This window comes from Opitutus sp. sgz309028, from assembly GCF_059821195.1.
Genome location: NZ_JCAMRR010000004.1, coordinates 154,678 through 168,140 on the forward strand (window position 1 = coordinate 154,678; position 13,463 = coordinate 168,140).

12 protein-coding genes and 2 tRNA genes are annotated in these 13,463 nt (G+C 63.0%); all 14 read right to left on the reverse strand.

Annotated features, from left to right (window positions below):
* Positions 1–31: 31 nt before the first annotated feature.
* Positions 32–3,811: a DNA-directed RNA polymerase subunit beta gene (rpoB, locus tag AC6RV7_RS16230; RefSeq protein WP_500095076.1), complete on the reverse strand. Its 3,780-nt coding sequence runs from the start codon at positions 3,809–3,811 to the stop codon at positions 32–34.
* A 175-nt stretch (positions 3,812–3,986) separates the two neighbouring features.
* Entirely contained in the window at positions 3,987–4,364 is a 378-nt protein-coding gene (gene rplL / locus AC6RV7_RS16235; RefSeq protein ID WP_500095077.1) for a 50S ribosomal protein L7/L12, read from the reverse strand.
* A gap of 146 nt (positions 4,365–4,510) precedes the next feature.
* Positions 4,511–5,008, reverse strand: coding sequence for a 50S ribosomal protein L10 (gene rplJ / locus AC6RV7_RS16240; RefSeq protein WP_500095078.1), 498 nt, complete (start codon positions 5,006–5,008; stop codon positions 4,511–4,513).
* Between the two features lie 14 nt (positions 5,009–5,022).
* Positions 5,023–5,721, reverse strand: a complete 699-nt coding sequence (rplA, locus tag AC6RV7_RS16245; RefSeq protein ID WP_500095079.1) for a 50S ribosomal protein L1 — start codon at positions 5,719–5,721, stop codon at positions 5,023–5,025.
* A 129-nt stretch (positions 5,722–5,850) separates the two neighbouring features.
* The gene (rplK, locus tag AC6RV7_RS16250; protein ID WP_500095080.1) at positions 5,851–6,276 is read right to left on the reverse strand and encodes a 50S ribosomal protein L11; all 426 of its coding nucleotides are present in this window, start codon (positions 6,274–6,276) and stop codon (positions 5,851–5,853) included.
* A gap of 104 nt (positions 6,277–6,380) precedes the next feature.
* Positions 6,381–6,959 (reverse strand): transcription termination/antitermination protein NusG, encoded by a 579-nt coding sequence (nusG, locus tag AC6RV7_RS16255; RefSeq protein ID WP_500095081.1) that lies wholly within the window; start codon positions 6,957–6,959, stop codon positions 6,381–6,383.
* A 12-nt stretch (positions 6,960–6,971) separates the two neighbouring features.
* Positions 6,972–7,175: a preprotein translocase subunit SecE gene (gene secE / locus AC6RV7_RS16260; protein WP_500095082.1), complete on the reverse strand. Its 204-nt coding sequence runs from the start codon at positions 7,173–7,175 to the stop codon at positions 6,972–6,974.
* An 11-nt stretch (positions 7,176–7,186) separates the two neighbouring features.
* A tRNA-Trp gene (locus AC6RV7_RS16265) sits at positions 7,187–7,262 on the reverse strand.
* Positions 7,263–7,341: 79 nt separating this feature from the next.
* Positions 7,342–8,532: an elongation factor Tu gene (tuf, locus tag AC6RV7_RS16270; RefSeq protein WP_500095083.1), complete on the reverse strand. Its 1,191-nt coding sequence runs from the start codon at positions 8,530–8,532 to the stop codon at positions 7,342–7,344.
* 82 nt (positions 8,533–8,614) lie between these two features.
* A tRNA-Thr gene (locus tag AC6RV7_RS16275) sits at positions 8,615–8,690 on the reverse strand.
* A 150-nt stretch (positions 8,691–8,840) separates the two neighbouring features.
* Positions 8,841–9,584 (reverse strand): hypothetical protein, encoded by a 744-nt coding sequence (locus AC6RV7_RS16280; protein ID WP_500095084.1) that lies wholly within the window; start codon positions 9,582–9,584, stop codon positions 8,841–8,843.
* A 5-nt stretch (positions 9,585–9,589) separates the two neighbouring features.
* Complete coding sequence (locus AC6RV7_RS16285) at positions 9,590–10,069, reverse strand: ExbD/TolR family protein (protein ID WP_500095085.1); 480 nt, start codon at positions 10,067–10,069, stop codon at positions 9,590–9,592.
* Positions 10,066–10,737 (reverse strand): MotA/TolQ/ExbB proton channel family protein, encoded by a 672-nt coding sequence (locus AC6RV7_RS16290; RefSeq protein WP_500095086.1) that lies wholly within the window; start codon positions 10,735–10,737, stop codon positions 10,066–10,068. Before AC6RV7_RS16290 ends, AC6RV7_RS16285 begins: the two co-directional genes overlap by 4 nt.
* 53 nt (positions 10,738–10,790) lie before the next feature.
* Positions 10,791–13,418: a tetratricopeptide repeat protein gene (locus AC6RV7_RS16295; protein WP_500095087.1), complete on the reverse strand. Its 2,628-nt coding sequence runs from the start codon at positions 13,416–13,418 to the stop codon at positions 10,791–10,793.
* Positions 13,419–13,463: the final 45 nt, after the last annotated feature.

The following is a 13,463-nucleotide window of genomic DNA, read 5'->3' on the forward strand; positions in this document are numbered from 1 at the left end:
TGTGAAAGGAATCGACGCGGCGCGGCGGCCATCAGGTGCCGAAGCCGAGCGCGTCACTCTTGTTGAGCTTGATGTCGAGACCGAGGGACTGGATTTCCTTGATCAACACATTGAAGGACTCCGGCGTGCCGGCCTGCAGCGTGTTATCGCCCTTGACGAGCGACTCATAGATCTTGGTGCGTCCCTGCACGTCGTCGGACTTGACGGTGAGGAGTTCCTGGAGGGTGTGCGCCGCGCCGTAGGCTTCGAGCGCCCACACTTCCATTTCGCCGAAACGCTGGCCGCCGTATTGGGCCTTGCCGCCCAGCGGCTGCTGGGTGACGAGTGAATAAGGGCCGACCGCGCGCGCGTGGATCTTGTGCGACACGAGGTGATTCAGCTTCATCATGTAGATGTAGCCGACGACGACCTCCTGATCGAGTTTCTCGCCGGTGCGTCCGTCGAAGAGCACGCTCTTGCCGGAGGACGGGAGCTTCGCGTCGCGCAGGTATTCGCGCACCTTCTTTTCCGGGATGCCGTCGAAGACGGGCGTCGCAACCTTCAGGCCGAGCTTTTTACAGGCCCAGCCGAGATGGGTTTCGAGCACCTGACCGACGTTCATGCGCGAAGGCACGCCCAGCGGGTTGAGGCAGATCTCGATCGGCGTGCCATCCGGGAGGAACGGCATGTCTTCCTCGGGCACGATCTTGGCGACCACACCCTTGTTACCGTGACGGCCGGCCATCTTGTCGCCGACTTCGAGCTTCTGCTTCGTGGCGATGTAGACCTTGACCTGCTTGATCGCGCCGTCGCCGGCTTCGGCACCGGATTCGATGCCGCCGATCTTGCGCTCACGGTCGCTCTCGAGCTCGTCGAACTTCGTCTGATACGAACCGATGATCTCCATGATCTTGATACGGACCGGAGACGGATCGATCTGCACGTGCTTCGAGACGGCGGCGAGTTTGCGCAGCAGCGTCTTCGTGATCTTGCGATTGGCGGGGATGATGATTTCGCCGGTCTCGCCGTTGATGACGTCGAGCGGGATCTTTTCGCCAAGGAGGATGTTGGAGAGCGCTTCGGTCAAACCCTCGCGGAGTTTGTCCATCTGCGTCTTGTACTCTTCCTGGATCTGCTTCACCTGACGGCGACGATCGGAGGGCGAGAGCTTCTCCTTTTCGAAGTCGACGCGCGAGGAAACCTTCACGTCCATCACGATGCCGGCAGCGCCGGACGGAACGACGAGCGAGGTGTCCTTCACGTCGGCGGCCTTTTCGCCGAAGATCGCGCGGAGGAGTTTTTCCTCGGGGGCGAGCTCGGTTTCGGACTTCGGCGTAATCTTGCCGACGAGGATGTCGCCGGGTTTCACCTCGGCACCGATGCGGATGACACCGTTGTGGTCGAGGTTCTTCAGCGCTTCTTCGCCGACGTTCGGGATGTCGCGCGTGATTTCCTCGGGCCCGAGCTTGGTGTCACGGGCGGTAACCTCGAATTCCTGGATGTGGATCGAGGTGAAGATGTCTTCCTTCAGCACCTTTTCGGAGATGAGGATGGCGTCTTCGAAGTTGTAGCCGTTCCACGGCATGAACGCGACGAGCACGTTGCGACCGAGCGCCATTTCGCCGTGATCGGTCGAAGGGCCGTCGGCGATGATCTGGCCGGCTTTCACCTTCTGGCCCTGTTTGACGATGGGCTTCTGGTTGAAGCAGGTGCCCGCGTTCGAGCGCATGAACTTGCGCAGCTCGTAAACGTGCACGCCGTTCTTCGAGTCGGTCTTCAGGTTGCGCGGCAGCTCACCGTCTTTCGTGATGACGATGCGCTTCGCGTCGACGGACGCGACCACGCCGGCCTCTTCGGCGACAGCGACGATCTTCGAGTCGCGCGCGACGCGCTCCTCGATGCCGGTGCCGACGAACGGCGCCTCGGCCTGGAGGAGCGGCACGCCCTGGCGTTGCATGTTGGCGCCCATGAGCGCGCGATTGGCGTCGTCGTGCTCAAGGAACGGAATCATTCCCGCCGCGATCGAGATGACCTGTTTCGGCGAGACGTCCATGAGGTCGACGTCGTCCGCGGGGACTTCGAGGAACTCGCCGTCCTTACGCACGGTGACCTTGCCGATGAAATGGCCCTTGTCGTCGATCTCGGCGTTGGCCTGCGCGATGACTTTGCCCTCTTCCTGGTCGGCGGTGAGGTATTCGATCTTGTCGGTGGCGCGACCCTCTTTCACCAGGCGATACGGCGTCTCGATGAAACCGAATTCGTTGACGCGCGCGTAGGTCGAGAGCGAATTGATCAGACCGATGTTCGGGCCTTCCGGCGTTTCGATCGGGCAGATGCGGCCGTAGTGTGACGGATGAACGTCGCGGACTTCGAAGCCGGCACGTTCGCGGTTCAGACCGCCAGGCCCGAGCGCGGAGAGGCGGCGCTTGTGCGTCACCTCGGCGAGCGGGTTGATCTGATCCATGAACTGCGACAGCTGCGAGCGGGCGAAGAAGTCGCGGATGACCGTCGTGAGCGCCTTCGGGTTGATCAGCTTCTGCGGCGTGATCGAATCGACGCTTTGATCATACATCGTCATGCGCTCGCGCACGAGACGCTCGGTGCGGCTGAGGCCGACGCGGCACTGGTTGGCGAGCAATTCGCCGACGGTGCGGACGCGGCGGGAGCCGAGGTGGTCGATGTCGTCGACCACGCCCTCACCCTTCTTGAGGCGGACGAGATACTTGGTCGCGGCGACGACGTCGCCGGACTCGAGGATGCGTTGCTCGAGGTCGACCTTCAGGCCGAGCTTCTGGTTGACCTTGTAACGGCCAACGCGGCCGAGGTCATAACGCTTCGGATCGAAGAAGAGACGCTTGAGGAGCGCCTTGGCGTTCGCCGTGGTCGGCGGTTCGCCCGGGCGGAGGCGCTTGTAGATTTCCTTGAGCGCTTCCTCCTCGTTGCGGGTCGGATCCTTCTTGAGCGCGCGAATGATCGCGCCTTCGTCGGCCGCGGTGTCGATGACGCGCAGCGTGGAGATCTCGTGTTTTTCGAACGTGCGGACGATCGCCTTCGTGAGCGGCTCGAACGCGCGCGCGAGCACGACACCCTTCTGGGCATCGATCGCGTCCTCGACGAGAACCAACGTGGAGACGTTTTCCAAGTCGAGCGCTTTGGCGACTTTCAGGTCCTTGATCTCGTAAAAGAGGTTCAGGATATCGATGTCGCTCGAATAGCCGACGGCGCGGAGCAACGTCGTGATGAGGAATTTGCGGCGACGGCGGCGGCGGTCGAGGTAGACGTAGAGCAGATCGTTATTGTCGAACTGCACCTCGAGCCAGGTGCCGCGATCGGGGATGATGCGGAAAGAATGGAGCGGCTTGCCGTTCGGATGCGGTGTGACCTCGAACGCGATGCCGGGGGAACGGTGGAGCTGCGAAACGACGACGCGCTCGGCGCCGTTGATGATGAACGAGCCGCGCTCGGTCACCATCGGGATTTCGCCCATGTAGATCTCCTCGTCCTTGATGAAGTCTTCTTCGCGGAGGCGGAGTTTGACGTAGAGCGGGACGGAATAGGTGATGCCCTCGCGCAGGCACTCGATCTCGGTGTTCTTCGGATCGCCCAGCGTGTAGGAGACATACTCGAGCGTCAGCCGCTCGTCGTAGGAGAGGATCGGAAATACCTCACGGAAAACGGCCTCGAGGCCCTGCGGCTTGCGCTGCTTGTCGGGAATACCCTTCTGCAGGAAGTCGAGATAGGACGTGATCTGAATCTCGATGAGATTCGGCGGCTGAATGACTTCGCGGAGCTTGCCGAAGTTGATGCGTTCAGAGTGAGTGCGGTCGGCCATGGAAATTCCCGTTGGGTAAAAACTCAGACGATGCGCGCGCTGGCGTCAGCGGCGGCAGATCGGCTGGAAATACTGACAAAAGAACAATTGCGAGAAAAGGCAAAGGACAGGCCGCGGTCAGCCGCGGCCTGTCCCGATGGAATCGGAAGATGTGCGAGAAAAGACGCCAACGAACTTACTTCAGTTCGACCTTCGCGCCGGCGGCCTCGAGCTTCTTCTTGAGCTCCTCGGCTTCGGCCTTCGCGACGTTTTCCTTGACCGGCTTCGGCGCGCCCTCGACGAGGTCCTTCGCCTCCTTGAGGCCAAGGCCCGTGATGGCACGGACTTCCTTGATGACGCCGATCTTGTTCGCGCCGGCATCCGTGAGGACGACGGTGAACTCGGTCTGCGCCTCGGCAGCCGGAGCGGCGGCACCCGCGGCCGGAGCGGCGGCGACGGCGGCGGCGGCGGAAACGCCCCACTTGCCTTCGAGGTCCTTAACGAGGGCGGCGAGATCGAGAACGGTCTGCGCGGACAGCCATTCGATAACTTGGTCTTTGGTGATGTTGCTCATGGTAATCTCCTGAGGCGGATAGCGGTTTCAGAAGGGAAACGCGTTTAAGAGACGTATCTCCTAGCCGGCCTCGATGGATGTTTTCGCTTCCCGGCTCGCGCCGGAAAATAGGTTTAAAGCTTAAGTGTAAGTGACGAACGAGACGCTCAGGCGGCGGGAGCAGCGGGCTGCTCCTTCTTGACCTTGGCGTCGAGGACGCGGACGAACGCGGCGGCATTGCTGGTGAGCAGCCCGAGGAACTGAGCGCGCAGCACTTCGAACGACGGCAGATCGGCGATCTTCTTCAGGTCCTCGGCGGAGATGATCTTCTTCTCCATCACGCCGACCTTGATCTCGAGCTTCTGCTTCTCGTCGAAGAACTTCTTCACGATCTTCGCGACGCCGGCGGAGTTCTTGCCGCCGACCACCACGGCCGTGGGGCCGGTAAGGGCGGTGTCGAACTCAGGCAGGCCGAGCGCTTTGGCAGCCACCTTCAACGAGCTGTTCTTCACCACGTGAAACTCGGCGTTTTCCGCGGCGAGTTTGCCGCGCAGGTCCGCGAGTTCGGAAACCGTCACCCCCGTGAAATTGGTGAGGATGACGTAGTCGGACTTCTTCAGGTGAGTCTCGACCTCGGAAATCAAATATTGTTTTTCGGCTCTCATCGGTCGGGCTCCTTTTAGTATTTCGAGAACTCACTGGACGCCACCTTCACCGCCGGGCTCATGCTCGACGAGATGGTGACGCTCTTGATGAACGAGCTGCCTTTGAAGGTGGCAGGCTTGGACTTGCCCACCGCTTCCACCACAGCCTGCACGTTCTCCAGGATCTGGGCGTTCGTGAACGAACGCTTGCCCACGCCGACCCCGAGGTTGGCGGTCTTGTCCATCTTGAACTCCACGCGGCCGGCCTTGACGGCCTTGATGCCGGCGACGACGTCGTCGGTCACCGTGCCGGACTTCGGGTTCGGCATGAGGCCCTTGGGACCGAGCACGCGGGCGAGCGTGCGGACCTTTTTCATCGCCTCCGTCGTCGCGATCGCGACGTCGAAATCGAGCCAGCCCTCGTTGATCTTCGCCATCAGGTCGTCGAGACCGGCAAAGTCGGCGCCGGCATCGAGCGCGGCCTTCGGGCTGTCGGTGAAGACGACGACGCGGACCTTCTTGCCCGAGCCGTTCGGCAGCGGGGTCGTGCCGCGGACGTTTTGTTCGCCGGACGTGGCGTCGACGCCCAGACGGAACGACAGCTCGACCGTCTCGTCGAACTTGGCCTTCGGGAATTTGGCGAGAACCTCCACGGCTTCCGCCAGTGGATATTCCTGATTGAGATCAGCGACTTTTACGGCGCTGTTGTAGCGTTTGCTGTGCTTTTTTGGCATGGATGACTCCTTGCGGTGCAAGCGTCCCGGAGGACTCCCGCTGGGTAGTTTTGTGTTCTGAGCTTTGGGTCTTGGCTTGGGTCGGTTCGGAAACCGGGATCCCAAAACGCAAAACCCAAAACCAAAGGGTTAGTCGACGACCTCGATGCCCATGTTACGGGCGGTGCCGGCGATGATCTTGATGCCCGCTTCCTCGTCCTTGGCATTCATGTCGGCCTTCTTGATCTTCCAGATCTCGGCGAGCTGCTTCCGGTTGACCTTGCCGACCTTGTCCTGATTGGGCTTGGCGGAACCGCTGGCGATGTTCGCGGCCTTCTTGAGGAGGACGGACGCCGGCGGGGACTTGAGAATGAAGGTGAAGCTCTTGTCGGTGTAGACCGTGATCACGACCGGCAGAATCATGCCGTTCTGATCCTTCGTGCGGGCGTTGAAGTCTTTGCAGAACGCCATGATGTTGACGCCCTGCGCACCGAGCGCGGGACCGACCGGGGGCGCGGGATTCGCGGCGCCGGCAGGAAGTTGGAGGCGGATGTAGCCTTGGATTTTCTTGGCCATACGGAGGGACTTTGGATTTTCGATTTACTGCTTCGATTCAGGGATCCCGACCGGCCTGAGGCTGGCTGAAATCGAAAATCCAAAATCGAAAGGATGAAAAGGAGTTACTCGGTGTTGCGCTGGACCTGCCAGTATTCGAGCTCGACCGGCGTGAAGCGGCCAAAGATCGAGACGGAGATCTTCAGCTTGCCGCGCTCCGGATCGATCTCGTCGATGCGACCCGTGAGGGAGGCGAAGGCGCCGTCCGTGATCTTCACTTCCTCGCCGACGGAGTATTGAACCTTCGGCACTTCCTTACCGCTCGCCGCTTCGATGCGCGCGCGAATTTCGTCAATCTCGGTCTGGCGCAGCGCCGCGGGGCGATCGCCGCCGACGAAGCCGATCACGCCAGCGACTTCCTTCACGAAATACCACGGCTTGTTGATGACTTTGCCATCCTCGCCGTAGAGACGCATCTGGATGAACACATAGCCCGGATAGAGCTTGCGGACCTTCGTGCTCTTCTTGCCGCCCTTAACTTCGGAAACCACTTCCGTGGGCAGGAGCACCTCGAAGATGTAATCGTCGAGCTCCTCGGCCTTTTTGAACTTTTCGATGTAGGCCTTCACCTTGTTCTCCTGGCCGGAGAGCGTGTGCAAGGCGAACCACTGGGCGTCGGCGGGCGCGGTCGTTTGGGCAGACATGAGAACGGGACGTTAGCTGACCAGCCGCGTGAACAAATCCACGAACTGATAAAGGGAGAAATCGCTGATACTCGTGAAAACGCCCAAGATCGCCGAGGCAACCACCACGATGATCGTCGAGTCACGCAGCTCCGACATGGTCGGCCAGGTGCATTTCTTGAGCTCCTCGACGATTTCGGTCGTGAAGATGCGGACGGACCTGAACGGGTTTTTCATGAACTTGAAGATGGCAGGCGCGGAGGGACTCGAACCCCCAACCGACGGTTTTGGAGACCGCTACTCTACCAATTGAGCTACACGCCTGTGCAGGAGTCTTTCTTAGACGACATAGCCGAGGCCCCGATATGAGGCCTCGGCGATGCCGGTTACCATTGGCTAAAACTTATTCGACGATCTCCGTGATACGACCGGCACCGATGGTGCGGCCGCCTTCGCGGATGGCGAACTTCTGGGTCTTTTCCATCGCGATCGGAGCGATCAGCTCGATGTCGACCGTGATATTGTCGCCGGGCATGATCATCTCGACACCCTTCGGGAGATTGACAACGCCCGTCACGTCCGTCGTGCGGAAGTAGAACTGAGGACGATAGCCGTCGAAGAAGGGCGTGTGGCGGCCGCCTTCGTCCTTCGAGAGGACGTAGATTTCGGCCTTGGCCTTCTTGTGCGGGGTGATCGACTTCGGAGCCGCGAGCACCTGACCGCGTTCGATACCTTCCTTTTCCACGCCGCGGAGAAGAAGGCCGACGTTGTCACCCGCCTGGCCGCTATCGAGCAGCTTGCGGAACATCTCGATGCCGGTCACGACCGTGGTGGTCGTGTCGCGGAGGCCGACGATCTCAACCGTGTCGTTGAGCTTGACGATGCCGCGCTCGATACGACCCGTCGCGACGGTGCCGCGGCCGGTGATCGAGAAGACGTCTTCGACCGACATGAGGAAGGGCTTGTCCATCTCACGGACCGGCTCGGCGATCTCGGTGTCGATCGCATCCATCAGCTCGCCGATGGCCTTCTCGCCCTCGGGCTTGCCCTCGAGAGCGGCGGTGGCGGACCCACGAACGATCTTCGTGTTCTTTCCGTCGAACTGGTACTTGGTGAGGAGGTCGCGGATTTCCTCTTCGACGAGCTCGAGGAGGTCCGGGTCGTCGATGAGGTCGACCTTGTTGAGGAAAACGACGATCTTCGGCACGCCGACCTGGCGGGCGAGGAGCACGTGCTCCTTCGTCTGCGGCATCGGGCCGTCAGCGGCGGAGACGACGAGGATCGCGCCGTCCATCTGCGCCGCGCCGGTGATCATGTTCTTGACGAAGTCCGCGTGGCCGGGGCAGTCGACGTGCGCGTAGTGACGGTTGGCCGTCTCGTATTCCACGTGGGCGACCGAGATCGTCACGGTCTTGGTGGCGTCACGAACCGTACCGCCTTTCGCGATGTCGGCATAGGCCTTCACCTCGGCGAGACCCTTGCGGGCCTGCACCGCGAGGATCGCGGCGGTCGTGGTCGTCTTGCCGTGGTCAATGTGGCCGATGGTGCCGACGTTGACGTGCGGTTTCTTGCGTTCGAATGTGCCTTTAGCCATGGGAGTTCGGAGACGTTAGTGGTTCGATATATGAAGTTTGACCTCTGTTATTAACGTCGCTGAAGTCATGCGACGTTTGACCTGGAGCCCAGAACCGGACTCGAACCGGCGACCTCGTCCTTACCAAGGACGTGCTCTGCCAACTGAGCTATCTGGGCAGACCGAGGGAGGGATCAAAAAACGAAAAGAGGGAAGAAAGTGCATTCCGCGAAAATTGAGGTCAACAGCAAACTTGCTCTTTTTTGCCCGGTAGCGCCTCCGATCGCGGAACGGAAAGAAGAATCGCGTTTCGCGACGCAGGTCAATCCTTACGGCCCGATCCCGACCCGATAATATCCCGGGCCCAAACGCTCCCCCAATCGCAAGGTCTGCGCGAGGTAGTCCTGAAAATAACTGTCTACGGCGCCGGCACCCGAACTTTCGATCAGCACGGGTGGTCCGATAAGCCCCCGGACGTCCACCGCGACAAGAAAACGCAATGGTTGCCACGCCGCGCCGGACGGCGGTTGGGCGTCCATCAGCGCCTGGGTCAGCACGGGAACCCCGCTGCCGGCGGCCGAAACTTCGAGAAAAGCCGCGCGCGATGGCAGCGGTGTGGTCGTCAGGCCGGTTTCTCCGAATCCCAGGAACGGCCTTTCCGGCCGGCTGATCGCGAGGACGCCTGCGGCCTTTTCGGGAGCTTGCATCACCGCCGGCATTTCCAAGCTCAACCGACTCTCGGCAAACGACCATTTCGGCTCGTATCCACGAAATGAGGTCACGGGCTCCCTCCAGGCTTCCGCGGGAATGGTATTCTCGCTCGCACTCCAGCGCGAGGGCAGGAAAAGCGGCGCGGGGTCGCGCAACACCGCTTCCTCCCGCAGCGTGGCGTCGCCGTTTTTCGACTCGAGCGGCGCGATGCCGATCGGCAGGGCCGCGGGCGTGGGGCCAGTATTGTCCCGCGCCGCCTCGTAGTGCGGGACCCGCACCAGGAACACCGCACCCAAGGCCAGCAGCGCCGCGATTCCCGCGCCGATGCCCCAGCGATATCCTGACGGTTCCGCGCGCGCCATCGGCTTCAACGATCGAGCTCCGGATTCGCTCCCGGCTCCTCGGCTCCAATCACCACGCGGACGAATCCGGCGTCCGCCGCCGCGCTCTTGATCTCGGCGATCGTCGAGATCGGCACGCCTGCGCTCGCGCGCACGAGCAGCGAGGGTTCCTTCAACTTGGCCGCCTCGCCCCGCAGCCATTCGCGCAACTGCGGAAGACTCAACAGCCCGTCCGCCGCGAAAATCTGGCCCGAGGGGCGGACGCTGATCACCCGCTGCGTCATCGCCGCTCCCGCGCGCGCGCCGCTCATCGCCGGCATCTGGAAATCCACGCCGAGGCCCGGCGCGAGCACGAAGCGCGAGCCGAACAAAAGGAAAAACAACACGATCAACCCGCCGTTCACATAGAACCAGGAATCGAAATTCCGCGGTTCCGGCCGCAACCGGGCCGCCAGATCGAGCGGGCGCGTGATCATGCCGGCCGGTCTCCGGTCGCCCGCATTCATGACGCGGATAACCCCCCCTCGCCGCCCTCCTGACCGGCCCCCGGCTTCAATCCACGGTATTCGGTCAACAAATACTTCATGATCTCGTTACCCGCCCATTCGACGTCGCGCACGATCGCCCGGACCCGGCCGGAGAGAAAGTGATACGCGAGGTGCGCCGGGATCGCGAGCATCAGGCTCCCGGCCGTCGCGAGCAGCGCCTGCCACATCCCCGTCGCCAGCACGTTCGCGGTGGCGTAGTCCTTCTCGAAGGCGAGAAAGGTCGTCACCATCCCGAGGATCGTCCCGAGCAGACCGACGAGCGGCGCGACCTGCGCGATCGCCGCGATCGCCCCGAGGCGCCGCTCCAGCGCGGGCAGCTCGATCACCGCCGCCTCCTGCACATGGAATCGCATCTGATCCGCGTTGTCGTCGGCGTGCAGCAGCGCCGCCTTCACCACCGCCGCGACCGGTCCGGGCGTCTCCTCGCACACGGTCAACGCTTCCACGATGCGGCGCTTCGCGAGGATGTTCTTGATGCCGTTCAGAAACGCGGTGGAGCGAATCTGCCCGCGATGCAGATAAAGGGTCCGCTCGACGAACAACATGACGCCGATCAGGCCCATCACGAGCAGCACCCACATCATCGGGCCGCCCTTGGCGAAGAGTAAAAGATCGAGATCGCGCATCGTGATCAGCGTTAGACCGCGTTCCCCGCTCGGCGTAAATGCGAAACCCGCGGTCAGGCCTTGGCCTCGGGAAGCCCGAACCGCGCCAAACGGGCCCGCGCCAGCGCTTCGCCGTAGCCCAGCTTCGCCTCCAGGATCAGCAACCAGGCCTGCTTGGCCTGTTCCAGTTTCTCCTGCTGCTCATACAGCCCGCCGAGCTCGAGCAGGGTCCGGGTCATCCAGTAGCGGCCTTTGTCGCTCAACTGCTCGGCCCGGCCCGGCTGTATCAAAAATTCCGTGACGACGTCGCGCCACCACACCTCTTCCGCCTTCGCCGGCTCGCCGCGCCGGGCGCGGAGCAGGCCGAGGTTGAACCCGGCCTCCACCCGCGCGTCGAGCGGCGCGTCGACGCGATCGCGCACGTGCTCGAACAGCACCAGCGCGCTTTCCGCATGGCTGGGTTCGTTCGCCGACTGGGCGTTGTGCGTCTCCGCCAGGGCGAGCTGCGCCAGCGCCACATCCGGCCGCTGCGAGAACCGGTTCACCAGCTCTTCATAAACGCGCTGCGCCGCGGGGAAATCGTTCAGCTTCCGCAGCAGGTCGCCCTGCTTCATCCGCGCCGCAAACACGAGGTCGCTCTGCGGATACTTGCCGACAAGATCCTCGATCAGTCGGTAAGCCTCGCGGTAATTCGCCTCCTGCCCGCGCCGCTCCGCCTGCAGCGCCGCCTGAAACAGGGCGAACGGCGCGTAGAATTGCTTCTCCGGAAAGCTGTCCTGCTCCGCCAGCTGGATCAGCAACTGCTGCGCCTCGACGGTTTTGTCCTGCTCGGAATAATGCTTCGCCTCGACGAAATACGAAGACACCGCCGCGACCGATCGCGGATAATCCGTCCGCAGTTTTTTCAACGTTTCCAGCGCGGCGGCGTCCCGATCGAGCGCGAAGCTCGCCTCCGCCTTCAAGAGCGCGCCCGAGCTCGCGATCTCGTCTCGCAAGGCCGGCGTCACATTCGCCAGCACGCCGGAAAATGCCTCCACCAGTTGCAGCGTCTGCTCCGGCCGCCCGGCCGCAAACGCCAGCCGCGCCTGCAGCCACGCCATGCGCGCGCGCAACTCCGTCGGCACCGCCCGCGCGCCCGTGGTTTGCGCGCTGTCGAGCACCCGGTTCACCCGTTCCAGCGCCTGATCGGTCTTGCCGCGCACCTGCAGCGCCCGCGCCAGATTCCACTCCGCCTCCCAGCGGTTCACCTGATCGAAGCCCGGATCGCGCGCGAGATCGTCCAGCATCGCGACCGCCACCTCCGGCGTCCCGGCGCGAATCTCCGACAACACACGTTGAAACATCAGCTCGCCGGGATTCGCCTTCGCCGGACCCTCCCGCAGGACGGCCGCATATGCGTCGGCCGCACTGCGATAATCGCCCGCCCGAAACCACGCCTCGGCAATCAACAGGCCGAGCGCCGCGCGCGACGCCCCTTCCGGCAACTCGGCCCGCGCCTTCACCGCGTTGTCCGCCGCCGTGCGATACCGGCGCTGATCCCACGCCGCCTGCGTCAGCACCGCGTAGGCATGCGCCTTCAACGGCGAACCGGGAAACGTCTGCAGCAACGTGCGCGCATCCGTCTCCGCTTGGGCATAACTGGCCGAACCGCCTTCGGCCCGCGCCATCGTCAACGCCACCTGCGCCCGGTAAAGATAAAGGTCCTCGAGCAGCGGGTGCGGCGTCTTCGCAGCGATCAACTCGTCGAGCAGCCTCCGAAACGCGGCCAGCTGCGGATTGCGGGTCGAGGCTTCGGCGAGCGCCTGCAACGCGATGCGCTGCTTGTTGCGATCGTTGCCGCGCTCCAACAACCGCTCGAGCGCGCTTCGCCCCGGTCCTTCGCTCGCGCCGCCGATCAAGCCGAGAAGCAGCCGCGTGTCGTCGAGTTCCCCGCGCTCCTCCGCCGGAAGCGACAGCAATTGCCGCTGCAGCACCGCCACCGCCTCGGCTTTGCGCCCGAGTTCGTCCAGCGTCGTCGCATACACGCGGCCCCATTCGTATCCGCGCGCGCGGCCCTGAAACTCCTCCATGTTTTTCCGCGCCGTGAGCGCCGCCATTTCCGAGACCGGTCCCCGCTGCAGCCGCACCTGTTCGCGTTTGAGAAGGATCTGAGCCCGCGCCGGTGGCGACACCGCCAGCTCGATCGCCTGGTCAAACAGCGCCACCGCCTTGTCTGGCTCGTTGTCCGAGGTCGCGATTAACCCCTGCAAAAACAGATGCCACGCGCGATCCGCCGGCGCCAGTTCCCCGATTCGCGTCGCGTCGCGCTCGTTTTTCGCCGTCGTGATGAAGTTCTGCTGCCACGCCGCCAGGCCTTTCCGCAGATGCCACGCGGGACTGCGCGGGCCTTCCCACGCGTGCAGCACGCGCTCGGCTTCCGCGCCTTTGCCTTCGTCGAGCAAGGCCGTCGCGAGTCCCAACATCGCCGCCTCGCGGTCGACGTCGGGCCGCTGCATCAGCTCGCGGTAGATTGCTGCCGCCGCCGACGGAAATCCCATCTCCTGCGCCCGCTGCGCCGCCACCAGCGACAATGCATCGCGACCGGCAGACTCCATCGCCGAAGACGGCTCGACAAAGGGCACCGGCGGATTGAGCGGCGTTTGCGCACGACCGGCCAGCGCACCCATCAACCACACTCCCGCGAGGAAAATTGAAAATCGCATCACGTCCCCGGTGAAATTGCGCCGCGCCCCGCCAACAATCAACCG

Excerpts from the sequence above, each read along its gene's own strand:
- rpoB (WP_500095076.1), bottom strand. The coding sequence starts at position 3,811 with ATGGCCGACCGCACTCACTCTGAACGCATCAACTTCGGCAAGCTCCGC.
- tuf (WP_500095083.1), bottom strand. The coding sequence starts at position 8,532 with ATGGCTAAAGGCACATTCGAACGCAAGAAACCGCACGTCAACGTCGGC.
- rplK (WP_500095080.1), bottom strand. The coding sequence starts at position 6,276 with ATGGCCAAGAAAATCCAAGGCTACATCCGCCTCCAACTTCCTGCCGGC.
- rplA (WP_500095079.1), bottom strand. The coding sequence starts at position 5,721 with ATGCCAAAAAAGCACAGCAAACGCTACAACAGCGCCGTAAAAGTCGCT.
- rplJ (WP_500095078.1), bottom strand. The coding sequence starts at position 5,008 with ATGAGAGCCGAAAAACAATATTTGATTTCCGAGGTCGAGACTCACCTG.
- AC6RV7_RS16295 (WP_500095087.1), bottom strand. The coding sequence starts at position 13,418 with ATGCGATTTTCAATTTTCCTCGCGGGAGTGTGGTTGATGGGTGCGCTG.
- AC6RV7_RS16280 (WP_500095084.1), bottom strand. The coding sequence starts at position 9,584 with ATGGCGCGCGCGGAACCGTCAGGATATCGCTGGGGCATCGGCGCGGGA.
- rplL (WP_500095077.1), bottom strand. The coding sequence starts at position 4,364 with ATGAGCAACATCACCAAAGACCAAGTTATCGAATGGCTGTCCGCGCAG.
- secE (WP_500095082.1), bottom strand. The coding sequence starts at position 7,175 with ATGAAAAACCCGTTCAGGTCCGTCCGCATCTTCACGACCGAAATCGTC.
- AC6RV7_RS16290 (WP_500095086.1), bottom strand. The coding sequence starts at position 10,737 with ATGCGCGATCTCGATCTTTTACTCTTCGCCAAGGGCGGCCCGATGATG.
- nusG (WP_500095081.1), bottom strand. The coding sequence starts at position 6,959 with ATGTCTGCCCAAACGACCGCGCCCGCCGACGCCCAGTGGTTCGCCTTG.
- AC6RV7_RS16285 (WP_500095085.1), bottom strand. The coding sequence starts at position 10,069 with ATGAATGCGGGCGACCGGAGACCGGCCGGCATGATCACGCGCCCGCTC.